Annotated in this window: 20 protein-coding genes; 9 read left to right on the forward strand and 11 right to left on the reverse strand. The window is 47.2% G+C overall.

Annotated elements, in window-relative coordinates; translation table 11 throughout:
• Positions 1-9 precede the first annotated feature (9 nt).
• The 8 genes from H8S52_RS03910 to H8S52_RS03945 all read right to left on the reverse strand — a co-directional run bounded on the left by H8S52_RS03910 (position 10) and on the right by H8S52_RS03945 (position 10,277).
• Positions 10-615, reverse strand: a complete 606-nt coding sequence (locus H8S52_RS03910; protein ID WP_117906744.1) for a DUF4827 domain-containing protein — start codon at positions 613-615, stop codon at positions 10-12.
• Between the two features lie 103 nt (positions 616-718).
• Positions 719-1,756: a bifunctional oligoribonuclease/PAP phosphatase NrnA gene (locus H8S52_RS03915; protein ID WP_117985870.1), complete on the reverse strand. Its 1,038-nt coding sequence runs from the start codon at positions 1,754-1,756 to the stop codon at positions 719-721.
• 98 nt (positions 1,757-1,854) lie between these two features.
• On the reverse strand, positions 1,855-3,909 hold the full coding sequence (locus H8S52_RS03920; RefSeq protein ID WP_186909346.1) for a ComEC/Rec2 family competence protein: 2,055 nt from the start codon (positions 3,907-3,909) through the stop codon (positions 1,855-1,857).
• Positions 3,910-3,960: 51 nt separating this feature from the next.
• On the reverse strand, positions 3,961-4,611 hold the full coding sequence (gene rpe / locus H8S52_RS03925) for a ribulose-phosphate 3-epimerase (RefSeq protein ID WP_060385928.1): 651 nt from the start codon (positions 4,609-4,611) through the stop codon (positions 3,961-3,963).
• Between the two features lie 70 nt (positions 4,612-4,681).
• A complete protein-coding gene (fmt, locus tag H8S52_RS03930) occupies positions 4,682-5,656 on the reverse strand; it encodes a methionyl-tRNA formyltransferase (RefSeq protein WP_181987278.1) in 975 nt (324 codons plus the stop codon).
• A 5-nt stretch (positions 5,657-5,661) separates the two neighbouring features.
• On the reverse strand, positions 5,662-7,452 hold the full coding sequence (locus H8S52_RS03935) for a chloride channel protein (RefSeq protein ID WP_117985871.1): 1,791 nt from the start codon (positions 7,450-7,452) through the stop codon (positions 5,662-5,664).
• Between the two features lie 5 nt (positions 7,453-7,457).
• Complete coding sequence (locus tag H8S52_RS03940; protein WP_117906747.1) at positions 7,458-8,021, reverse strand: L-threonylcarbamoyladenylate synthase; 564 nt, start codon at positions 8,019-8,021, stop codon at positions 7,458-7,460.
• A 177-nt stretch (positions 8,022-8,198) separates the two neighbouring features.
• Positions 8,199-10,277, reverse strand: coding sequence for a hypothetical protein (locus tag H8S52_RS03945; protein WP_186909323.1), 2,079 nt, complete (start codon positions 10,275-10,277; stop codon positions 8,199-8,201).
• A 388-nt stretch (positions 10,278-10,665) separates the two neighbouring features.
• Between H8S52_RS03945 and H8S52_RS03950 the strand changes: the two genes are divergently transcribed.
• Positions 10,666-11,100, forward strand: coding sequence for a thioesterase family protein (locus tag H8S52_RS03950; protein WP_186909324.1), 435 nt, complete (start codon positions 10,666-10,668; stop codon positions 11,098-11,100).
• Positions 11,101-11,146: 46 nt separating this feature from the next.
• Here H8S52_RS03950 and H8S52_RS03955 read toward each other — a convergent pair whose 3' ends face one another.
• The gene (locus H8S52_RS03955; protein ID WP_186909325.1) at positions 11,147-12,010 is read right to left on the reverse strand and encodes an endonuclease/exonuclease/phosphatase family protein; all 864 of its coding nucleotides are present in this window, start codon (positions 12,008-12,010) and stop codon (positions 11,147-11,149) included.
• A 34-nt stretch (positions 12,011-12,044) separates the two neighbouring features.
• Positions 12,045-12,809, reverse strand: coding sequence for a peroxide stress protein YaaA (yaaA, locus tag H8S52_RS03960; RefSeq protein WP_186909326.1), 765 nt, complete (start codon positions 12,807-12,809; stop codon positions 12,045-12,047).
• A gap of 238 nt (positions 12,810-13,047) precedes the next feature.
• Between yaaA and recJ the strand changes: the two genes are divergently transcribed.
• The 8 genes from recJ to dnaG all read left to right on the forward strand — a co-directional run bounded on the left by recJ (position 13,048) and on the right by dnaG (position 24,565).
• Positions 13,048-14,763: a single-stranded-DNA-specific exonuclease RecJ gene (recJ, locus tag H8S52_RS03965; RefSeq protein WP_186909327.1), complete on the forward strand. Its 1,716-nt coding sequence runs from the start codon at positions 13,048-13,050 to the stop codon at positions 14,761-14,763.
• Between the two features lie 161 nt (positions 14,764-14,924).
• Complete coding sequence (locus H8S52_RS03970) at positions 14,925-16,862, forward strand: ATP-dependent DNA helicase RecQ (RefSeq protein WP_186909328.1); 1,938 nt, start codon at positions 14,925-14,927, stop codon at positions 16,860-16,862.
• 78 nt (positions 16,863-16,940) lie between these two features.
• Positions 16,941-17,900, forward strand: coding sequence for a tetratricopeptide repeat protein (locus H8S52_RS03975; RefSeq protein WP_186909329.1), 960 nt, complete (start codon positions 16,941-16,943; stop codon positions 17,898-17,900).
• Positions 17,901-18,200: 300 nt separating this feature from the next.
• Positions 18,201-19,049: a prephenate dehydratase gene (locus H8S52_RS03980; protein WP_016661569.1), complete on the forward strand. Its 849-nt coding sequence runs from the start codon at positions 18,201-18,203 to the stop codon at positions 19,047-19,049.
• A complete protein-coding gene (locus H8S52_RS03985; protein WP_186909330.1) occupies positions 19,024-20,205 on the forward strand; it encodes a pyridoxal phosphate-dependent aminotransferase in 1,182 nt (393 codons plus the stop codon). Before H8S52_RS03980 ends, H8S52_RS03985 begins: the two co-directional genes overlap by 26 nt.
• Before the next feature lie 211 nt (positions 20,206-20,416).
• A complete protein-coding gene (locus H8S52_RS03990; RefSeq protein ID WP_016661571.1) occupies positions 20,417-21,484 on the forward strand; it encodes a bifunctional 3-deoxy-7-phosphoheptulonate synthase/chorismate mutase type II in 1,068 nt (355 codons plus the stop codon).
• 85 nt (positions 21,485-21,569) lie between these two features.
• Positions 21,570-22,343: a prephenate dehydrogenase/arogenate dehydrogenase family protein gene (locus tag H8S52_RS03995; RefSeq protein ID WP_005658111.1), complete on the forward strand. Its 774-nt coding sequence runs from the start codon at positions 21,570-21,572 to the stop codon at positions 22,341-22,343.
• A 128-nt stretch (positions 22,344-22,471) separates the two neighbouring features.
• On the forward strand, positions 22,472-24,565 hold the full coding sequence (gene dnaG / locus H8S52_RS04000) for a DNA primase (protein WP_186909331.1): 2,094 nt from the start codon (positions 22,472-22,474) through the stop codon (positions 24,563-24,565).
• A gap of 2 nt (positions 24,566-24,567) precedes the next feature.
• Here dnaG and folE read toward each other — a convergent pair whose 3' ends face one another.
• A complete protein-coding gene (gene folE, locus H8S52_RS04005; protein WP_005658114.1) occupies positions 24,568-25,155 on the reverse strand; it encodes a GTP cyclohydrolase I FolE in 588 nt (195 codons plus the stop codon).
• Positions 25,156-25,162 lie beyond the last annotated feature (7 nt).

Genomic DNA, 25,162 nt, shown 5'->3' on the forward strand with positions numbered 1-25,162 from the left:
AATGGTTAGTTATTTCCAGATTTGAAGTTTCCGGATGTCATAAAAATAAGGGTAGACATATTGCATGGCTGTCTGATGCCCCATCTTGGAAGGAACAATCAGTTTGACATGGGCCATGTTGCGAACATAAGTCAACGGGACAAGCCAGCCTGCCGGAACTGTCGGTGATGAATAATAAGTCATCATATATCCCTGCAGGAATGTCCCTGCAATGGACGAAGAAGTCACCGCATAGCGGAATGCATCTACGGTTTCCACCGCATTCAGATTGGACAATGTGGTATCTTTGTCAAGAATGCTATATTCCATAAAACGCACCAGCACTTCATCGTTGTTTTTCACAGTGTCGGCTGCATTTTCAGAGCCTTTATCCACTATCTGCATGTACACTCCGCTGGCAAGCTGCACATACTCATTCTCCTCGACGTTGGTAGTAGAATCCTGCGCATAGAATTCGGTCTGCGAGATGACCTTGATGCCTTCCTTTTTGATAAAGTCATTTATACCGTCTTTTTCCTCATCAAGCATCTCCGCATAGGTCTTGCCGTCATCACACGCCTGAAAACCCAAGCCGAATGCCAGTAAGGATAAAAAGAATAAAGTAAGTTTCTTCATTTCTGTTATTTAGTAATTTCGTACAAAAATATCTGATTTACCCGAAAGTTAAAAGTTGCAAGTAGAAAGTTCGTATCTTTTAACCTTTACAACCGCTGTTTTTTTATCCTTTGGCATTAAGCAGCGGTTTGAATTTTTCCAATGCAAGTTCCAGCACTTTTTTAGCCTCTTCCAATGTACCGTAAAATTCTCCGCCGGAAGCATTTAAATGCCCGCCGCCATTAAAGAATTCTGTAGCCAGCCGGTTGCAGGGGAAACTGCCTACCGAACGCAGGGATACCTTTATCATCGGCTTTTCCGTATCTTCACGCAGGAAGCAGGAGAAAACGACATTTTTAATGCTCAACGGTATGTTTACAAACCCTTCGCTATCGCCACGGATATAATTGAAATTACCTTGTTCCTTCTTAGTCAGCGTAATCAGGGCGGCACGATGCTCCGGATAGACTTTCATCTGCGACAGCACATGCCCCATAAGACGCAGACGGCTTTCGGAATAGGTGTTGTACACTTTCCGGTAAATATCATCCTTGTCGATACCTTTCGAAAGCAACTCACTGATTATAAAATAAATTTCACGGTTATTGGAGTTGTACGTAAAGCCACCCGTATCGGTCATCATACCGGTATAGATACATTCAGCTCCCTCTTTGGTGATGTCACTGAAATAGCCCATGCGGCAAATCAGGCGGAACACCAGCTCAGAAGTCGAGGATATTTCGGGGTGGGAAATGATGATTCTGCAAAAATCTTCAGGATTCAAATGGTGGTCTACCAGTATCTTCCGCGCAGGAGAAGCCAACACGGCGTCTGCCATAGCATCGATACGGCTGATAGCGTTGAAATCGAGGCAACAGATGACATCGGCTTCCGCTATCAATTTGTCGGCAAACTCTTTATAACGGTCGTACAGAAGTATATCCTTGCTGCCGGGCATCCATTTCAGGAAATCGGGAAAAGCATTGGGAACAATGACAGTCGCATCCTTGTCCTGCGTATTAAGAAAATGCCACAACCCCAGGGAAGAGCCTACTGCATCTCCGTCGGGAGCCACATGGGCAACAATAACTATTTTATCCGCACGTTCCAGCCACTTGGCAAAGTGGTCTATTTTAGATTGTTCTATTACTTTGGTCAACATATAGTTACTCGCTATTTTACAGTTTACGTTGCATATCCGGAACAACTTCGTCTTACCTGCAACAAAAGAAAAGGCAAAAGTACGAAAAAGTTTATGATTTATAATAATATGTGTACAGAACCTTTTTCGGAAAGAGGAAGATAAGGAATTCCCAACCGGATACAATCACTGATAATCCTCTCCCGATAGTATTCGGAAAGAGATGCGTCAATCACTACCGTACCTACTTCAAACAAGGAAACGAGTTCCTGTATATCCCCTTTATAACCGTGAGAAACATACAGATAATCAATAGAAACAGGCACATCGGATATCTTGTTGCCCCAACGGTCGTCGTACAACAGACAAATGCGTTTCCCTGCATAGAAAACGGTTTTGTTACGGACCGAAATATCAGGAAGCAGACAATCTCCCTCAATCACATCAGGACGTTCCAGGCGCAAACGGCCCCAGTAGGAAGAAAGCGAACGTTCCAACCGGGTGACATCGGGCAGTGTATCGGCGCAGACCAGCCATGAAGCGGAGTTATCTGCCAAACAATGCACTGCCGGACAGCCACGGACATTATAAAAAACAATGCTGCGCCGGGGAGCATCTGTGATAAACGCATACGAATGATAAGAGACGCACAGCAGCAGGGCTGACAAAGCGATATATACATTCGCTGCCGTACGCCTCATCCAAACACGGCAGAACAACAACAGGCAACAATAAAACAGGAAGACATCCCATATATCGACCCAAATCCGGTCTATGGAAGCCAAAGGGAGCTGTTCGATCCAACGGAGCAAAGCATTCTGCATCCTTAGCGGTATTTCTACCACATCGGCAAAGAGCTGTTGCAAGACAGGAAAAGGAGTCAGGACAAGCAATATAACAGCCGCATACACAATCAACGAAACCAACGGGATTACCAACAAATTAGTCAAGAGGAAGTGTGTGGAAAAACGTGAGAAATAGAGCATTACCAACGGAGCCGTTCCCACCTGGGCGGCAAGGGAAACAGTAACCAGCCCCCACGCTTTACGCAAAAGACGATTCTTTACCGATAACAACCCGTATAACCCGGGTTGTAACAGTACAATAGCTGCAACAGCCGAAAAAGACAACTGAAACCCTACATCAAACAGCCACACGGGGTTAAACAGCAGCATCAGGAAAGCCGTAACCCCCAATGTATTCAAAGTAAGCTTCCGGCAGGCAGGTATCAGCATGGAGAGTAATCCAAATGAGCACATGACAACCGCACGTACCACGGAAGAAGACAACCCTGTAAGGAAAGCAAATCCCCACAACAAGAGGATTACAGACAGAAACAAAAACGGCTTTAAAAACCGCCACCTAATCCACAAAGGAGACAGGATAAACAGCAACAGGGCGGAAATAAAGCCGATATGCAGCCCGGAAAGTGCCAGTACATGGCTGGCTCCGGCAACCGAATACGTCTCTACGATACTCTCACTCAGCTCTTCTTTGTCTCCTATTGTAAGCGCAGAGAGTACCGCCAATTCATCTCCCCGAAACCCCATATCCCGATATAAAGCAACCAGCCTGCTCCGGCACTCCAAAGCCTGCTGACGAAAAGCGAGAGTGCTGTCGCAACCAATCGCACACCAATGTCCGGCATGTACATACGCTGTTCCGCTTATCCCTTTCCGAAGAAGATAACGGGCGTAATCGAACTCATCCGGATTACCGTTATTGGCAGGTGGAGACAAACAGGTGCACACCAGCAGTTCATCCCCTCTTTTCAAGGAATATGCCGCCGTATCTTTAGGAAAATAAAACAAAAAACTCTTTTCTGAAAAGTTATATAAAAATGTATCTTTCAACACTTCTCCCCGCAAAGCAACGCGAAATAAAATGCTGTTTTTCTTGATTTCCGGCTTTGTCGTAAGAGTAATCCGGTAAGTGGAAGGTTTTTCCGTATTCGGGAATATATATTCGGCTTGCTTCAACTGCACGCTCACTAAAGTCCACCCCAATACAAAACACGCCAAAAACACGACAGCCCCATATAGCTTGCAAAGAATATAATACTTACGGCCAAGAATATATGTCCCTATCAACAGCAGTATGACAGCTATCCACCAACCGGCGGACAGTATGCAAGGACATTTATCCCCATATACTATTCCACCAACCAACGGCATCAACAGTCGCAGGAAAGGATACCGTTGCAAGTTGTCTGTTATCAATAAATATTACAGATTTTTCAAAGCACGGATTGCTTCTGTAGGGTCGGGAGCAGAAAATACGGCATTGCCGGCAACCAAAGCATCGGCTCCTGCATCTACCAGACGGGAGCCTGTATCCAGATTGACACCGCCGTCGACCTCTATCAGGGCTTCCGAACCGGTCACTGTTATCAGTTCGCGCAACTCGCGTACCTTATCAACAGTATGTTCTATAAATTTCTGACCGCCGAATCCCGGATTCACCCCCATTATCAACACCATATAGACATCGTTGATAATATCTCTCAGCATAGATACCGGAGTAGCCGGATTGATAGTAACCGCCGGCAACATTCCCGCTTCGCGGATTTGCTGCACTACCCTATGCAAATGCGGGCATGCCTCATAATGCACGTTCATTATACGTGCCCCCAACGCCTTTACTTCCGGAATGAACTTTTCCGGCTGTACAATCATCAGATGCACATCCAAAGGCTTCTCGGCAAGCTTTGCCACATACTTCAATACCGGAAAACCGAAAGATATGTTGGGAACAAACACGCCGTCCATTATATCGACGTGTACCCAGTCGGCTTCACTACCGTTAATCATTTCAATATCATTTGCCAGGTATGCAAAGTTGGCAGACAATATGGAAGGGGATATTATAGGTTTCATAACAGTTACATTCTAATAGGTTACACGAATTTACAACAGACAAATGTACAAAAAGATTTCGGATAAACGCTTAATGCGCCCGACATTCTCCGGTCAGTTTAAATCCGCGCAACAACTCATCCGTTTTCAGGCGTTTCTTGCCGGGAAGCTGCAAAGCACGCACACCAATCCAACCGTCTGTACCGGCTATGCGAATATACGTCTTACCATCGGTCTGCAAAGTTCCGGGAGCGGATTCATGCGGATGCTCTATCTTCTCTGTTTCAAAGATTTTCAGAACCACCGCCGTTCCGTCGGGCTGTACCAATTCTGTCCACGCAGCCGGATAGGGAGACAAACCACGGATAAAATCATAAATCCGCTTGACAGGCTGGTTCCAGTCGATGCGACAAGTATCCTTGAATATTTTGGGAGCCGGACGCAGTTCGCCCACTACAGCCATTTCTTCCTGCGGAACGGATTTCACCGTATCTGCAAGAATGGCATCCACAGTCTCCGTAACCAGACGTCCGCCAAGCATCATCAACTTATCGTGTACAATACCTACATTGTCCGTATCTGCAATCGGCACACGAACCTGTTGGATGACCTCTCCCGTATCTATCTCATGTTTCAGGAAAAAAGTAGTGATGCCCGTTTCCGTATCACCGTTAATCACCGCCCAATTGATAGGTGCAGCTCCACGATACTGCGGCAGCAACGACGCATGCAGATTGAAAGTTCCCAGACGCGGCATATTCCAAACCACTTCCGGCAACATTCTGAAAGCAACCACAATCTGCAAATCGGCATTCCAGGCACGCAAAGCCTCGACAAACGCTTCATCTTTCAATCTTTCCGGCTGGAGAAGCGGCAGGTCATGCTCCAGCGCATACTGTTTTACCGGAGAGAATTGCACCTTATGTCCACGTCCAGCCGGCTTGTCGGGCATCGTGATTACCCCTACTATATTATATCCGCCTTCTACGAGGCAACGCAAGGGCTCCACCGCAAATTCAGGAGTCCCCATATATACAATCCGTAAATCTTCTTTCTTCATAATCATCTCTTTTAATCTTCCGAGAAATGTACCAATACCTGACGGTACGAGTTAAATATCTTTGATTTGGACACGAAACCGAGATACTTGCCTTCTCCGTCCACCACCGGCAGGTTCCATGCTTTCGTATCGTCAAAAGTGCGCATCACCTGCTCCATGCTGTCCGTATCATAAAGGCGCGCCGGAGCGGAGGTCATCAGTTTGCCTACCGTAAAACGATGATACAGTTCCTGCCGGAACATGATATTGCGTATGTCGTCCAGCAGGACAATACCAATCAGCTTGCCCTCATTGTCCGTCACCGGAAATATGTTGCGGTGTGAGGCGGAGATGGCTTTCACTAACTCGGCAAGGTCCATTTCCGGGTGTACTGCGACAAAGTCTTTCTCTACCACATTCTCCACTTTCATCAGCGTCAACACCGCTTTATCCTTATGGTGTGTCAGCAACTCACCTTTCTTTGCCAGACGCATGGAGTAGATACTGTGCGGTTCGAAAACGATAATCGTCAGATAAGAGCTGACCGCGACTATCATCAACGGCAAGAACAAGTCGTATCCTCCCGTAAGCTCGGCAATCAGGAACACTCCCGTAAGCGGAGCGTGCATAACACCGCTCATCACTCCCGCCATGCCCAGCAAGGCAAAGTTCTTTTCGGGCAGGTAGGCAGTCATCTCAAAATCATTGCTGAAATGGGAAAAAACAAATCCGGCGATGCATCCCAAATACAGAGAAGGCGCAAAAATACCGCCACAACCACCACCGCCGTTCGTTGCGCTCGAAGCGAAAACCTTAAACAGGATTATCAATATCAGATACAGCAGCAGCAAGTGGCTGTGTCCGTAGAAGAAAGAGTTATTCATCACCGTATCCCACTCAACGTTACTTGTACCGTTAAGCAGTAATTCTATCGTATCGTACCCTTCACCGTAAAGCGGCGGGAAAAGGAATATCAAAATACTCAACATAGCGCCGCCCACCAGCAGTTTCTTATAAGGCAGTTTCAGTTTACCGAACATTCCTTCCACCGAATTCATGGCACGGGTAAAGTAGAGGGAAACCAGTCCGCAGAAAATACCCAACATAATCACATAAGGGATACGCTCCAATTCAAAAGCCTGGTCAAGATGGAACTTAAACATGGCTTCCGTGCCCGTCACGATATAAGAAACGGTTGCCGCCGTCACCGCCGAAATCAGTAACGGAAGCAGCGAAGACATTGTAAGGTCTATCATAAGCACCTCCAACGTAAAAACAAGTCCCGCTATCGGAGCTTTGAAAATACCTGCCACGGCCCCGGCAGCGCCACATCCCACCAACAGCATCAGTGTGCGGTGCTCCATTTTGAACAGGCTGCCCAAGTTGGAGCCGATGGCCGAACCGGTAAGCACAATCGGCGCCTCTGCCCCGACCGAACCGCCGAACCCGATTGTTATGGAACTGGCAATAATGGATGACCACGTGTTATGACGTTTGATACGTCCCTGCCTGCGGGATATGGCATATAGAATTTTCGTAACTCCATGACTGATATCATCCTTTACGACATAGCGTACAAACAACCCGGCCAAAAAGATTCCCACCACCGGATATATCAGATACTGGTAATTAGCCTCTGTTGTGTCGAAATTCTCCGTAAGAAAATTTTGTATCCAATGTATCAACAGTTTCAATATCAATGCGGCAAATGCCGTAAAGATACCGACCAGAAAGCTAAGAACCAGGATAAACCGTTTCTCCTTGACATTCTTCTCACGCCAAATGATAAAGCGTTGCAACCAACTTCTCTCTTCTCCAGTCATTTCCTTTATTCACGGATTATTTTAATCACTCCGCCTTTATCCAACTTGATAATGCTGGATGGCTTCGGATTACTTATCTCTTCCTGCCGGTAGCCCACGATATAATCCACCGCTGACTTTACCTCCTCACTTATTTCGCTGAAGTTCTTCGGCGAAGGCTGCCCACTGATATTGGCTGAAGTAGAAACAATTGCCTTACGGAACTGCTGGCAAAGACGCTTGGAGAAATCTTCATTTGTCACTCTGATGCCCACGCTTCCGTCTTCCGCCAGCAAATTTGCCGCCAGATTACGCGCTCCCGAATAAATAATAGTCAACGGTTTGTCTGCCAGGTCTATCAAATCCCACGCCACCTCCGGAACATCCCGGACATAGAAATCCACTTTTACGGAAGAATCCACCAACACCAGCATCGCTTTGCTGTCCTGACGCTGCTTTATTTCATATACACGGCGCACCGCATCTTCGTTGGTAGCGTCACAACCAATACCCCAAATGGTATCGGTGGGGTACAGAATCACCCCGCCTTCCCTCATTACCTGGCAGGCTTTTTTAATGTCTTCTATCATTTCTTACTCTATAAATACAGTGATTAATACGCAAAAGTAGTATTTTTTATTTTGCTATTACCTATCAAACACCTATTTAATTTAGAAAGGGGATAAAACCAACAAACAAACGGCCTCTCCCAACGGAGCAGGCCGCTTTCCATGAAACTAACCATTCATGCTGTGACTCAACGAGCTTTACGGCATGGAGACGTTAAATTTAATCTTATAGGTTTTCACCAAACCCTTATAATCAAATTTCACAACAGCCATCTTTGAGTTCGAATCGGCCTGTGTAATCGTTGTTTTCACACTCTTATCCGTTGCCGTAGCCGACACTTTCGGCAAACCGACTGCATTTGACGGAAGTTCATAAACCGTTTCGTACAGGTCATATCCCAAAATACCGTTACTTTCAGTAGAACGTACGGGAGTTGCCGGCAACTCAATCTGTTTCCCATTAACAGCTATGTTCACTTCGGGAACAACCGGACGGGCTATATCTTTCTTTTTTGAGCTAAATCCTAAACCGATCAGATCAAAAAGTTCTTCTCCCCCTTCGCCTTCGGCAACAAGGAAAATGGCATGTTTCTCATCCAGGTGGTCAACGAACTTAGATACATCAACCGTAAACCGGGTTATCTCCTGTGCCGAATTACCCGGAACGCTTATCTCACCTATTTTTGTTCCTTTCCAGACCGCATTGCTCCATGGACCATCCAACCATACGTTAACCTTGAACGCTTTTGATGTTTTCGGTGTGAGGAAAAGATTAAATGCGGTCTTATTCCCTTTTTGAGTTCCCTTAAACGCTTTCAAGCCCAACTTATCTTTATCCAAGCCACCGAACCCGAAATATTTGTATCCTATTATATTACCATTCTTTACATTTGTGATGGATGCATGGTTATTCCAAATATCCCATGCATCTTGCTGAAGAGCTACATCGGAAAGATAACACGCAAATCCTGCCGAATAATATTGATAAGGATCAAGGCCGAAAATATGGAATCCTTCCGAAGTGACTTCTGCACCCTTATATTCGTTTCCCTGCGCATCCTTAGCTGTCCAAATGCCATCTTTTGCATACGGGTCATACCCCTTGATAGAGACTTTTCCTCCTTCCGACACAGCCTTTTCATCCCATTCCACATGGATTGGAGCCACCATTGCCTGGCGTGCATTTCCGAATCCCCGGGGTGGGCGGTGATAAAACACATACCACTGTCCGTTGATCAGCTCTATACTGCCATGGGTATTATGAGCTGCATTGCTTGTTTCCAAATGGGTACCGTCCTGATTCAGCACCGGTGCGCGTGAATCCACCAATACTCCCCCGCTTTTCCAAGGGCCCAACGGTGAATCGCCATAGGCATAGCGCAAAGTGGAATTTGTCATGCCCAGTCCATATTCCCGTCCGGAATATCCGCTGTAAATCGTGACATACTTATTCCCGATCTTACGAATGGAAGAAGCCTCAAAGAAGTTAAATGCTCCAAGATCTTCCCCCGGGTAAATGTGCGGATATGAAATCGAATCACGCACCATTCCGTTTCTGCGGCCTGCCGGCATAAAATATGGAATGACATCAGTGCCGGGACGTACGGAATACATCGTCTTTTGGTCCAACTGCGCTGCCAACGAACGTTGGAATCCCCAGTAGCCGTATGCCCTAAAACCGATTTCATAGTCAGGATCATCCGGATCCATAACATATTCAATGTAAACAGAAGGGTCAAACCCCATGATACTTCCGGGCAATGTCTTCGTTCCGTCAGCTGTCAGGTTGATAGGAGTGAAAGGTCCGTCGGGACGCTCTCCCTTAGCGACCATCGCTTCCCGGTGCCTGCCGCGGCTATGAGGATACAAATAATATTCCTTCTTACCGTCTTTTCTTCTCACCTCAACAAGATCGGGTGCATACATTACATCCCACTGCCCGCCTATCTGATACGTAAAAACTGGTCCTTCGTCACGCCAAGCGGACAAGTCCTCCACAGGTGCCGACCACATTCTTATATCAGCCCCGCAATAGCTCTTAAAGCGGACATCATGCGAACCGATGATATAAGCGCGGTATTTTCCCGGATTATCGGGATCTTCAAAAACGCGCGGCTCGCCATCAGGCAGATGTTCCCATAACGGCAGGTACGGATTGCCCGTTCCCCTGAAAATGAAATTAGAGGTGTTTGCCCCCTCGTCATTAGCTACTGCTTTTGCCTCTGTAAGTCCGCATATAGCCAAAAATAAAAGCAATATTACCAATTTGTTTTTCATGATAATTAATAAGTATGTAAATATTATGTCGCAAATGTACGGCATTACCCCTTATCGGTTTAAGGATCATGTTACACATTTATTTCCCGTTGTTACATCATTCACTAAATATGCTTAAAAACCGGCAAATAAACGCTTCCTTCCCATTTCATAGAAGAGAGAGCGATATAGACAAACCTTTATCCGCACGCACAAATGACAAAAGCCTAAGCAGCTAATATTTTTTGGTTTCCACAGATATAATTACTCACAAAAAAGCTCTATCTTTGCTCAAAATTAGCAATATGCTTTTGTCGTCTTTTTAAGACATTGATTATTTCTATTTTCGCAAACGGCAAACTTTGCCTTTTGCACAACAGATATGACAAACAAGGTTTAAGAGAAAGCAATGGAAGAAGAGATTAAATTTAACCACACATTACCCATACAACTGCGCTTTAACGACGTCGACAAATTCGGTCATGTCAACAATACCGTTTACTTCTCTTTCTATGATTTAGGCAAGACAGAGTATTTTGCTTCCGTATGCCCGCATGTCGACTGGCAGAAAGACGGAATTGTCGTAGTCCACATCGAAGCCAACTTCCTTGCCCAGATTTACGGCTCCGACCACATTGCCGTACAGACCGCCGTGACCCAAATAGGCACGAAGAGTTTTCATCTTGCGCAACGTGTCATAGATATCGAGACGCAGGAAGTAAAATGTATATGCACTTCCGTCATGGTAGCTTACGACCTTAGCAAACACGAATCCAAACCGCTGACAGAAGAGTGGATAGAAGCTATCTGCAAATACGAGGGGCGGGATTTACGAAAAAAATAACGCAATACCGCCCCTATCGCATAAAATTCAAATCACTGGCTGAATATTATTTCACCGTAACCAGTACAGGTGCATGGTCAGACAAAAAAGCATCTCCTTCCGTCTCGGCAAGCACACCGTATTTCAGGACTTTAAGTCCATTACGTACAAATACGTAATCAATCAACGGACGCTCCTCATAGGGAATCTTTCCGTAATTATGAAAGCTCCAGGACGGGCCGTAGACAATGGGAGATATTTCCCGCGCATCGGTCAGATGTTTTGGATTCCCCGTATCGGTCACGTGCCTGATAACATCCGATTCCGGCGCTGCATTAAAATCACCTGTTACGATTACAGGAGCCCCACCGCTCAGTTCATTCACTTTATCCAACATAAGGCTCACACCTTCACGACGTGCCGCAACACCCACATGATCCAAATGTGTATTCAACGCAAAATACTCCTTACCGGAAACCTTATCCTTCAGTTTTGCCCATGAAGCCATCCGCTCACAAGCACCGTCCCAGCCTTTAGAACCGGCAACCTCCGGCGTTTCACTCAACCAGAAATTGCCCGAATCAAGCAATACAAAGCGTTCTTTCTTATACCAAAGCGCACTGTACTCCCCTTTTTCCTTTCCATCTTCACGCCCTACTCCAACCACATCATATTCCGGCAAACGCTGTTTCAAATCTTCCAACTGATTATGAAGCACTTCTTGCGTACCTAATATATCGGCATCGTAGAAATGAATGGCAGTAGCCGCACGGTCTCTTCTGTATTGCCAACTGTTCAGACTATCCCCCGGATTATCATAACGGATATTGAAAGACATTACATTAACAGGTAACGATGCGGTTTCCTGTTGTTTCACCTGGCAGCAGGATGCCATCCCAAAAGACAAAAACAATAAAAGAATGTTTCTCATAATACTATTATATTTATCGGTTAATAATTCTATTTTATTCCAATACAAACTGCAAATGATTATCCGTACTGCGTCCCTCGTCAAAAGTAAAACCTTCCCACGAGAAACCTCTCAAATCTTCGGGGCATCCAATGCGATTTTTGATGATGTGACGCACCATCTCCCCTCTACACATCTTCGCATAAATGACAACGGTCTTTAACTTTCCGCCTTTCCACACTTGAAAGTCTGGAGTAACCACACGCACCTCCGACTCCACCCGTTTCCAGTCGAATAAATCCTTCATCTCACCACTTGCCAAGTTGACCAGTATACCGCCCCGTTTCTTGATTTCTTCTATGAAATAGTCCGTCAGCAGCGGTTTCCAATAATCAAACATGGTGATACCGCCTTTCTCCGGCAGGCGCACATCTCCCTCCAGACGATAAGGTCTGATACCGTCCAGCGGACGGAGCAATCCGTAAAGAAAAGAGGTGATACGGAGATGTTCCTGTGCATAACGGAAGTCATCAGCCGTAAAATCCTTTGGTAGGATGCGTTTGAAAACAGCTCCCGTATATACACCGATTGCCGGCATAGGGTGATTGTCTTCCGAACAAAAGTCATGAAAACGTACCTTGTTTTCCGCAGCAATCTTAGCATTCACCTTCAAGAGTTTTTCCAGTTCTGCGGCAGAAACCTGTGACATTTCCAACGCATTCCGTACAGCTTCCGCTTCAAAATACGGAACGGTAACTTCGGGCACTTTCAAAGAACAGTGCGATGTCATGGTCTTGGCACAAGAGATAAAAGTGAGCATAGGCATATTTCCTTTATTTGAAGAGAGTCCAAACGAACTCTTAGACACCACAAAAATAAAAGGATTTCAGGAGAGAAAGCGCATCATTAAGAATATTTTCCATAGAATTCACATCGGTTTCAAGAGTTTTTCATACCTTTACAGCTTGTTGGAGAAATAGCGCACAGCAATCGGATAACACTAAGTTCCCCTTATTCTCCGGCACTTGGCGATAGAAAAAGAAAAAATAATATATAAAATGACTCACAAATGGAATTATTTACCCATTACATCCGATCAGGCAGAAGCAAGCCAACGACTGGCCCAGGAATTAGGGATTAGCCCTGTACTTGGGAGATTGCTGGTGGAGCGGGGAATAACGACAGCAACAGCTGCCAAGAAGTTTTTCCGCCCGCAACTACCGGATTTGTACGACCCGTTCCTCATGAAAGATATGGACGTGGCCGTAGAACGCCTGAACAAGGCAATGGGAAAGAAAGAGCGCATTCTGATTTATGGAGATTACGATGTAGACGGAACCACCGCCGTGGCCCTGGTCTATAAGTTTATTCAACAGTTCTATTCGAACATAGATTATTACATACCCGACCGTTACAACGAGGGATATGGCGTTTCGACACAAGGTGTGGACTATGCCTCCAAAACCGGTGTGGGACTGATTATCGTGCTGGACTGCGGCATCAAGGCTGTAGACGAAATTGCATACGCCAAGGAAAAAGGCATCGACTTCATCATCTGCGACCACCACGTACCCGATGAAGTGTTGCCCCCTGCCGTAGCCATACTGAACGCCAAGCGCGAAGACAACACCTATCCTTACGAGCATCTTTCGGGCTGCGGAGTAGGTTTTAAATTTATGCAGGCATTCGCCATCAGCAACGGCATCGAATTCCATCATCTGATTCCGCTGCTGGACTTGGTGGCAGTCAGCATCGCCTCGGACATCGTACCGATTATGGGAGAGAACCGCATACTTGCCTATCACGGTTTGAAACAGCTCAACAGTAATCCGAGCGTAGGGCTGAAGGCCATTATCGACGTATGCGGACTGTCGGAAAAAGAAATCACCGTCAGCGATATAGTATTCAAGATAGGTCCGCGTATCAACGCCTCCGGACGTATCCAGAACGGCAAGGAAGCCGTAGACCTGCTGACGGAAAAGGACTTCTCGATTGCTCTGGAAAAGGCCGGACAAATCAACCAGTATAACGAAACCCGCAAAGACCTTGACAAGACCATGACCGAAGAAGCCAATCAAATCGTAGTCGGTCTGGAAGGACTCGCAGACCGCCGCTCCATCGTGTTGTACAACGAGGATTGGCATAAAGGAGTAATCGGAATCGTCGCTTCCCGCCTGACGGAAGTATATTACCGCCCCGCCGTAGTACTGACACGCACGGATGATATGGCTACCGGATCGGCACGTTCCGTTTCCGGTTTCGATGTATACAAAGCCATCGAGTACTGCCGGGATTTACTGGAAAACTTCGGCGGACATACCTATGCTGCCGGTCTGTCCATGAAAGTGGAAAACGTACCCGCTTTCACCGAACGTTTCGAAGAATTCGTATCCCGGCATATTCTGCCGGAACAGACCAGCGCCGTAATCGACATCAATGCCGAAATCGACTTCCGGGATATCACTCCCAAATTCTGCAATGATTTGAAGAAGTTCAACCCCTTCGGTCCCGACAATACCAAGCCCGTATTCTGTACTCACAACGTGTACGACTACGGAACCAGCAAAGTCGTAGGACGCGACCAGGAGCATATCAAGCTGGAACTGGTGGACAACAAATCGAACAATGTAATGAACGGCATTGCTTTCGGGCAGAGTTCTCACGTGCGCTACATCAAGACCAAGCGTTCGTTCGACATCTGTTACACCATTGAGGAAAACACCCACAAACGGGGAGAAGTACAATTGCAAATTGAAGATATAAAGCCGAATTAAGCCGAAGAAGACGGGAGAATATTCTCTTTGTGTTTTTCCTTTAGGCACGGATTACACGGATTTTACTGTTTTTTAGTCTATAAAGTCCGTGTAATCCGCACCTGAAATATCATCATTATATATAGTATCACACACCCTTTTTATCTTTCAACTTTGCAACCATGTCCTCGCAGCCCGATGCCTCCCAACTTTCAACTCTCAACTCCCGAATCCTAAAACAGTATTGGGGATATGACCGTTTTCGGGGTATCCAGGAAGATATCATCGACAGCATCAGCAAGAATAAGGATACCTTGGGACTAATGCCTACGGGTGGCGGCAAGTCCATTACTTTCCAAGTCCCGGCACTTGCTAAAGAAGGAATGTGCCTGGTGATTACCCCCCTGATAGCCCTGATGAAAGACCAGGTACAAAATTTGAAGAAGCGGGGTATCAAGGCACTTGCCATCTACTCCGGCATGAGCCGGCAGGACATCATCATCACCCTTGAAAACTGTATATTCGGCAACTATAAGTTCCTCTATATCTCACCCGAACGTCTGGATACGGAACTATTCCGCACCAAATTGCAGAAAATGCACATCAGCATGATTACAGTAGACGAAAGCCACTGTATCTCGCAATGGGGGTATGACTTCCGCCCCGCCTATCTGAAAATCGCAGAGATACGCGAACTGCTGCCGGATGTCCCCGTTTTGGCGCTGACTGCCACTGCAACCCCCGAAGTAGTAAAGGATATCCAAGCCCGTCTGCATTTCCGTCACAAGAATGTATTCCGCATGAGCTTCGAGCGGAACAACCTCGCTTATATTGTTCGCAAAACGGAGAACAAGACTGCCGAACTGTTGCATATACTGCGCAGCATGCCCGGCAGTGCTATTATATACGCACGCAACCGCCGCCGCACCAAGGAAATTACCGAACTGCTGAACAACGAGCACATCACAGCCGATTTCTACCATGCCGGACTGGACGATGCCACCAAAGACATCCGCCAGCACCGCTGGCAATCCGGCGAAAGCCGTGTCATGGTGGCAACCAATGCTTTCGGCATGGGCATAGACAAACCGGACGTGCGCATCGTTATCCACATGGACCTGCCCGACTCCATAGAAGCCTACTTCCAGGAAGCCGGAAGAGCCGGACGTGACGGACAAAAGGCATATGCCGTCATCCTATATGCCAAGTCGGACAAGACCACACTGCACAAACGCATCCTCGACACCTTTCCGGAGAAAGAATATATCAGAGACGTTTACGAACATCTCCAATACTATTACCAAATGGCAATGGGTGACGGGCTGGATTGCGTGCGCGAATTCAACATCGAAGATTTCTGCCGCAAATTCAAGTACTTCCCCGTACCGGTGGACAGTGCTTTGCGAATCCTGACCCAGGCGGGCTATCTGGAGTACACCGCCGAACAGGACAGCACCTCACGCATCCTCTTCACCATACGCAGGGATGAACTCTACCGGCTGCGCGAAATGGGTGAAGACATGGACAGGCTCATACAAGCCGTGCTTCGTTCCTATACCGGAGTATTCACAGACTATACCTATATCAACGAAGCTTCGCTTGCCATATGCACAGGACTTACCCGCCGGCAAATCTACGAAATGCTGGTTCACCTTGCCAAACTGCGCATCGTAAGCTATATTCCCCATAAAAAGACACCTTATATAATATACACGCGCGAACGCGTGGAAGCACAGCGCATCCATATCTCCCCGGAAGTATACGAACACCGGAAAGCACGCTATGAAACGCGCATCAATGCCATGCTCGACTACGTGACCAACGACACCGTATGCCGCAGCCGTATGCTGCTGGACTACTTCGGGGAAAGAAACGAACATAACTGCGGACAATGCGACACCTGCATCAGCCTGCGCAGCAAACCGGGAGCTTCTGAACAACCGGACCGGAAAACGCTTTGTGCAAAAGTATGCGGGATATTGTCCCGTGAGTCCCTGACTCCCGCCGGCCTGCTCAAACAACTTCCAATGGACAAAGAGCTTCTGACCGAAATATTGCACCGGTTATTGGACGAAGGAAAAATTATTGCCGTTGACGGAATACTGCAAATCAAAAAATAAATCATTACTTTTGTGCAGTGCATCAGCACACCAATCCTATCAACCTATTAAAAACATAACTAAAACAACATCATAATCATGGGATTCTTTAAATCGTTCTTCTCCGGCAAGCCGGCAAATCCGGAAGAGGAAAAACAGAAAAACAATCAGAAGAACTTCGAGATATTCAAGTACGACGGTATGCGTGCCCAACGTATGGGACGCGCTGACTATGCCATCAAATGTTTCACCGAAGCCCTTGCGCTGCAAGAGGATTTCGAGACTATGGGCTATCTGGTACAAGTATACATCCAGTCCAACGAACTGGATGAAGCCCGCAAGCTTTTGGAAAGAATGATCCGAACAGAACCGGAGCATACCTCTACTTTACTCACCCTTGCCAACGTCTGCTACATGCAGGAGGACTATGCCGCCATGGCGGAAGCTGCCAAGAAAGCCATTGCCGTTGAAGAAGGCAATGCCATGGCGCACTATCTGCTGGGAAAAGCCGACAACGGCCAGAATGACGGCATCATGTGCATCGCCCACCTCACAAAAGCCATCGTACTCAAGGACGACTTCACCGAAGCCCGTCTGCTGCGTGCCGAGGCTCTGACGAAGATGCAGCAGTACAAAGAGGCCATGGAAGACATCGATGCCATACTCGCCCAAGACCCGGACGATGAAAACGCCATACTGCTTCGCGGAAAGATAAAGGAAGCGACCGGTGCGGAAGCCGAAGCGGAAGCCGACTATCTTCATATAACGGAACTGAATCCATTCAACGAACAGGCATTCCTCTACTTGGGACAGTTGTACATCGTCCAGAAAAAGCTGACCGAAGCCATCGCCTTGTTTGATGAAGCTATCGAGCTGAATCCCGACTTTGCCCAAGCATACCACGAACGCGGCCGCGCCAAACTGCTGAACGGCGACAAGGAAGGCTCCATGGAAGACATGAAACGCGGATTGGAACTTAACCCGAAAGAATTGCTGGATTTCAACGGACAATACGGCAATCTGCCGGGCAATAATACGACAAATGTATTAGGATTATAAAACATTATCTATAAAATGATGCAATTATCAAAAAAAACATCGGTTTTTATTTGCATCTAAAAGAAAAGTGTTACATTTGCCACATAATTCAAAACGAAAAGCAAGAATGAAATCATTTACTTATGCATATTACTTCTTTTTTTACTTTTACTTTAGCCGGAAAGTAGAGCGGGAGTTTGTATGTATCAAGTGACAGTGATGCTTAAAACAGAATAGAGAACTAAGTAATATATAAAGTCCCGCTCCAGTGTATGGAAGCGGGATTTTTTTGTAGCATAAATCAAGAAAAGAGAGTCAGGAATGAAAAAGGTAGCCATTCAAGGAACATTAGGTTCGTATCACGACATTGCCGCACACAAGTACTTCGAAGGAGAAGAAATACAGCTTATCTGCTGCGCCAGCTTCGAGGACGTATTTGCTGCTGTCAAACAGGACAGTCAGACCATAGGCATGCTGGCAATAGAAAATACGATTGCAGGCAGCTTACTGCACAACAATGAACTCCTGCGCCAAAGCGGCACACAGATTGTAGGCGAATACAAATTGCGCATCTCGCATAGCTTTGTTTGCCTGCCCGACGAGGATTGGGACGACATCACGGAAGTCAACTCCCACCCCATCGCCCTGATGCAGTGCCGTGAGTTCCTCGGACAGCATCCCCGCATCAAGGTAGTGGAAGGCGAGGACACCGCTCTCAGTGCAGAAATCATCAGGAAAGAAAACCTGAGAGGACATGCCGCCATTTGTTCCAAAGCCGCCGCCGAACGTTACGGCATGAAGGTGTTGCAGGAAGGTATCGAAACCAACAAACACAACTTCACCCGCTTTCTGGTTGTGGCAGACCCCTGGCAAGTGGACGAGCTGAGCCGCCACCGCAACAAGGAAGTGAACAAGGCAAGCATGGTATTCACGTTGCCGCATACCGAGGGAAGCCTTTCGCAAGTATTGTCCATCCTGTCTTTCTACCGCATCAACCTGACAAAGATACAGTCACTGCCCATCATCGGACGCGAATGGGAATATCAATTCTATGTAGACATAGTTTTCGACAATGTGCTGAAGTATAAACAATCTATCGTGGCTATCACCCCACTGACCAAAGAACTTAAAATATTGGGAGAATATGAAGACGGAAAATCAACTATCTAAAATAAAGCCAGCCGACCGGCTGGCAAGCGTAAGCGAATACTATTTCTCTAAAAAGCTGAAAGAAGTGGCACAGATGAACGCCGAAGGCAAGGATGTAATCAGCCTGGGCATCGGCAGTCCCGACATGCCCCCTTCGGAGAGTACCATACAGACGCTTTGCGATGCGGCCCGCAACCCCGACGGACATGGCTACCAGCCTTATGTGGGTATTCCCGAACTGCGCCGTAGCTTTGCCGGCTGGTATAAGAGATGGTACGGCGTAGAGCTGGATCCGAATACAGAAATACAGCCGCTCATCGGCTCCAAGGAAGGTATCCTGCATGTTACGCTGGCTTTCGTCAACCCGGACGAACAGGTGTTGGTTCCCAATCCCGGCTATCCCACCTATACTTCATTGAGCAGGATACTGGGCGCAGAGGTCGTAAACTATAACCTGAAAGAGGAGAACGGCTGGATGCCCGACTTCGACGAGCTGGAGAAGATGGATATGAGCCGCGTAAAACTGATGTGGACCAACTACCCCAATATGCCGACAGGAGCAAACGCCACACCGGAACTGTACCGAAAACTGGTGGACTTTGCACGCCGCAAGGACATTGTCATCGTCAACGACAACCCGTACAGCTTTATTCTGAACGAACACCCTATCAGTATTCTCAGCATTCCGGGCGCGAAAGAGTGCTGCATCGAATTCAACTCCATGAGCAAGAGCCACAACATGCCGGGCTGGCGCATCGGTATGCTCGCCTCTAATGCAGACTTTGTACAATGGATACTGAAAGTGAAGAGCAACATAGACAGCGGTATGTTCCGTGCCATGCAACTTGCCGCAGCCAATGCCCTGGAAGCCGGCGAGGAATGGTACGAAGGCAATAACAAGAACTACCGCAACCGTCGCCAACTGGCAGGAGAGATTATGCGTGAACTGGGATGTACTTACGATGAGAACCAAGTAGGCATGTTCCTTTGGGGAAAGATACCCGACAGTTGCGCCGATGTAGAGGAACTGACCGAACGGGTATTGCACGAAGCGCGCGTATTCATCACCCCGGGATTTATCTTCGGCAGCAACGGAAAGAGATATATCCGCATCTCGCTCTGCTGCAAGGACGACAAACTGGCGGAAGCGTTGAAACGCATCAAAGAAATGAGATAAATCATTACAGAAAAACAGCTTATTAATAAAACCGATTCATCCGCTTAATAAATCTCTTCAAGATTTTACTATAATTCTTGAAAAATTATAGTAAAATTCTACTCGAATTTATTAATAGCCTGAAAACCCGCTATTAGGAAAGGGATGCAGAAGCGAGAGTAACGGTTTGGAAATATTTATACAACCGAATATAATTAAACAAATAAAGAATATGGAACTTGAATTAGAATCAATCTTGTTGCCGGGTATCGAGGAGAAGCGTCCTCTGGTTATTGCCGGTCCATGCAGTGCAGAGACGGAAGAACAAGTTATGGACACCGCCAGGCAATTGGCTGCCAAAGGTATGAAGATATTCCGCGCAGGCATCTGGAAACCCCGTACCAAACCGGGCGGTTTCGAGGGTGTAGGCGTAGAAGGGCTTGCCTGGCTTAAAGAGGTGAAGAAAGAAACAGGCATGTATGTATCCACCGAAGTGGCCACAGCCAAGCATGTGTACGAATGCCTGAAAGCCGGAATAGATATACTCTGGGTGGGTGCCCGCACTACCGCCAATCCTTTTGCCGTACAGGAAATAGCAGATGCCCTGAAAGGCGTGGATATCCCGGTCTTGGTAAAGAACCCCGTAAATCCGGATCTGGAATTATGGATAGGTGCCATGGAACGCATCAACAATGCCGGATTGAAACGCCTGGGAGCTATTCACCGCGGTTTCAGCAGCTACGACAAGAAGCTATACCGCAACCTGCCGCAATGGCATATTCCCATCGAACTGCGTCGCCGCATTCCAAACCTGCCCATCATCTGCGACCCCAGTCATATCGGCGGAAAACGCGAGTTGGTTGCCCCGCTTTGCCAGCAGGCTATGGACCTGGGCTTTAATGGTCTGATTGTGGAAAGCCACTGCAACCCGGACTGCGCGTGGAGCGATGCCGCCCAACAGGTTACGCCGGATGTATTGGACTACATTCTCAACCTGCTCGTTATCCGCAAGGAGACGCAAAGCACCGAAAACCTCAGCGAATTGCGTAAGCAGATTGACGAATGCGATAATAACCTTATCCAGGAACTGGCCAAAAGGATGCGCATAGCCCGTGAAATCGGCACCTACAAGAAGGAACACGATATGACGATTCTGCAAACGGGACGCTATAACGAGATTCTCGAAAAACGCGGCTCGCAGGGTTCGCTCTGCGGCATGGATTCCGAGTTTATCAAGAAAGTGTTTGAAGCGATACACGAGGAGAGTGTGAGACAACAAATGGAAATAATCAATAAGTGATAATTTCGTAGATTGAGGGTAGAAGCAAATAGTAAGTGGATTGTAGTTTTGACATACCTTCGGTTTTTATAACAGTCAGAAAATTATGCGAATATTAATACTCGGAGCCGGCAAAATGGGCTCCTTCTTCACAGATATTTTAAGTTTTCAACACGAGACGGCCGTGTTCGACGTCAATCCGCACCAACTGCGTTTCGTCTATAACACCTACCGTTTCACCACGCTGGAAGAAATCAAGGAATTTGAACCGGAACTGGTAATCAATGCCGCTACGGTAAAATATACCCTGGAAGCTTTCCGGCAGGTGTTGCCTGTGCTTCCCAAAGACTGCATCATCAGCGACATCGCTTCGGTAAAGACCGGACTGAAAAAATTCTACGAAGAAAGCGGTTTCCGTTATGTGTCGACACATCCTATGTTCGGCCCTACTTTTGCCAGTCTGAGCAACTTGAATACAGAAAATGCCATCATCATCAGCGAGGGTGACCATCTGGGCAAAATCTTCTTTAAAGATTTATACCAGACCATGAAACTCAATATCTTTGAGTACACCTTCGACGAACATGATGAAACGGTGGCCTACTCCTTGTCCATTCCGTTTGTTTCGACTTTCGTGTTTGCAGCAGTCATGAAGCATCAGGAAGCTCCGGGAACTACATTCAAGAAACACATGGCCATTGCCAAAGGCCTGTTGAGCGAGGATGACTATCTGTTACAGGAGATTCTGTTCAATCCCCGCACCCCCTCACAAGTAGAGAATATACGTCTGGAACTGAAACAACTACTGGAGATTATCACCAACAAGGATGCGGAAGGAATGAAGAAGTATCTGACGAAGATCAGAGAAAAAATTAAGTAATTAGTGATTAGGGGTTAGTGATTAGCGATTAGTACCATACGGCATAATAGCGCAGCCTGCTAATCTCTAATCACTAACCTCTATTTTTTTGCAGAGGCTGATTTTATGTGTAACTTTGTGCTCGAATCATGATAGACCAACCCACCATAGACAGAATTCTGGATGCGGCACAAATCGTTGATGTCGTGTCAGACTTCGTCACGCTGCGGAAACGCGGAGTGAACTATGTAGGTCTGTGCCCGTTCCACGACGATAAAACCCCGTCGTTCTACGTATCGCCAGCCAAGGGACTGTGCAAATGCTTTGCCTGCGGCAAGGGCGGCAATGTAGTTCACTTCATCATGGAGCACGAACAGATGTCCTACCCTGAGGCACTGAAATACCTTGCCAAGAAATACGGCATCGAGGTCAAGGAACGGGAGTTGTCCAACGAGGAAAAGCTCGTTCAGAGCGAGCGCGAAAGCCTTTTCATCGTCAACCAGTTTGCCCGCGACTATTTCCAGAATATCCTGCATAACCATGTAGACGGACGCAGCATCGGTATGGCTTATTTCCGTAACCGCGGATTCCGGGATGACATCATCGAAAAATTCCAGTTGGGATACTGTACCGAAAGCCATAATGCCATGGCGGAAGAAGCCTTGAAGAAAGGATATAAGAAAGAATTTCTCGTCAAGACCGGACTCTGCTACGAAACGGACGACCACCAACTGCGCGACCGTTTTTGGGGACGCGTAATCTTTCCCGTACATACCTTATCGGGTAAAGTGGTGGCTTTCGGCGGCCGTGTACTTGCCAGTGCCACAAAAGGAGTCAAGGTGAAGTATGTCAACTCTCCCGAATCGGCAATTTATCATAAAAGCAACGAACTGTACGGTATCTATTTCGCCAAGCAGGCTATTGTGAAGCAAGACCGTTGCTTCCTGGTGGAAGGCTATACAGACGTCATATCCATGCACCAATCCGGTATAGAAAATGTGGTGGCCTCTTCGGGCACTGCGCTGACACCGGGGCAAATCCGTCTGATTCACCGCTTCACCAACAACATGACCGTATTGTACGACGGGGATGCAGCCGGTATCAAGGCTTCTATCCGGGGTATCGACATGCTGCTGGAAGAAGGCATGAACATTAAAGTGTGCCTCCTGCCCGACGGAGACGACCCGGACTCTTTTGCCCGCAAACATAACTCGACCGAGTTCCAGCAATTCATACAGGAGCATGAAACAGACTTTATCCGTTTCAAAACCAACCTGCTGCTGGAAGATGCAGGCAAAGACCCTATTAAACGTGCCGAACTAATCGGTAATCTTGTACAAAGCATCTCGGTCATCCCCGAAGCGATTGTGCGCGATGTGTACATCAAAGAGTGCGCCCAGCTACTGCGGGTGGAAGACAAACTGTTGGTTTCCGAAGTTGCCAAACGGCGTGAAATGCAGGCTGAAAAGCGTGCCGAACAGGCAGAACGGGAACGTAGAAACGCCGGCAGGCAGGCTGAAAGCACACAGAATGCAACAGGCGCCAAAAGTTCGACTCCTGCCGCCCCGACAACGGCAGACTCAACCCCAACTGTTGCCGGAGAGCCTTCCGAGCACAATGAGGATGCACCGTTCCCGCCGGAAGACAGCTATATATCCTTTATTCCGCAAGAAGGAAAAGAGGGGCAGGAATTCTATAAATACGAACGGCTGATTCTTCAAATGATTGTGCGCTATGGCGAAAAAGTGATGTGCAATGTAACCAATGAAGAAGGGCAGGAAATACCGGTGAGCGTAATTGAATATGTCGTCAGCGACCTGAAGCAAGACGAGTTGTCATTCCACAACCCGCTGCATCGCCAAATACTGACCGAAGCCGCCGCACATATACATGACGCCGGATTTACAGCCGAACGTTATTTTCTGGCTTATCCGGACCCTGCCATCAGCAAACTGAGCGTGGAACTTATCAGCAACCGTTACCAGCTGAGCAAATACCATTCAAAAAGTCAGAAGATAGTAACCGATGAAGAACGTCTTTACGAGCTGGTTCCGGCATTAATGATAAACTTCAAGTATGCCATTGTCAGCGAAGAGCTAAAGCACATGATGTCTGCCCTGCAAGACCCTGCCATCGCCAACGACGAAGAGAAATGCAACGCCATTATGAAACGCTACAGCGAAATGCGCGAAGTGCAGAGTATTATGGCAAAACGGTTGGGAGACCGGGTGGTACTCCCCTGACATTAAGAAGTGTGGCGGATAAGGTTCATAAACTCTTCACGCGTCTTAGCCTGATTGAAAGCCCCCGTAAAGTCGGAAGTGGTGGTTATTGAATTCTGCTTCTCCACGCCACGCATCTGCATGCACATGTGTTTCGCCTCTACCACGACCATCACGCCCAAAGGATTCAACGTTTCCTGAATACACTCCTTTATTTGGAGCGTCATACGTTCCTGTACTTGCAAGCGGTGAGAGAAGATATCCACCACACGGGCAATCTTGCTCAAACCTGTAATGTAGCCGTTGGGAATATAAGCCACATGCGCCTTGCCGTAGAAAGGCAGCATATGGTGTTCACAGAGAGAAAAGAAATCAATGTCTTTCACAATCACCATCTGATTATAATCTTCCTTGAACTTGGCGGAGCGGAGTACTTCGTGCGGGTCCATAGAGTACCCCTTAGTCAGTGCCAGCATGGCTTTGGCTACCCGTTCCGGTGTTTTCAGCAACCCTTCACGCTCAGGGTCTTCACCTAACAAAGTCAATATATGATGATAATGTTCTTTCAGTTCGTCCAATGAAGGAGATACGATTTCTTCTTTTCCTAACATGAGAAAG

The organism is Bacteroides sp. NSJ-48 (genome assembly GCF_014287405.1).
Classification (GTDB): domain Bacteria; phylum Bacteroidota; class Bacteroidia; order Bacteroidales; family Bacteroidaceae; genus Bacteroides; species Bacteroides stercoris.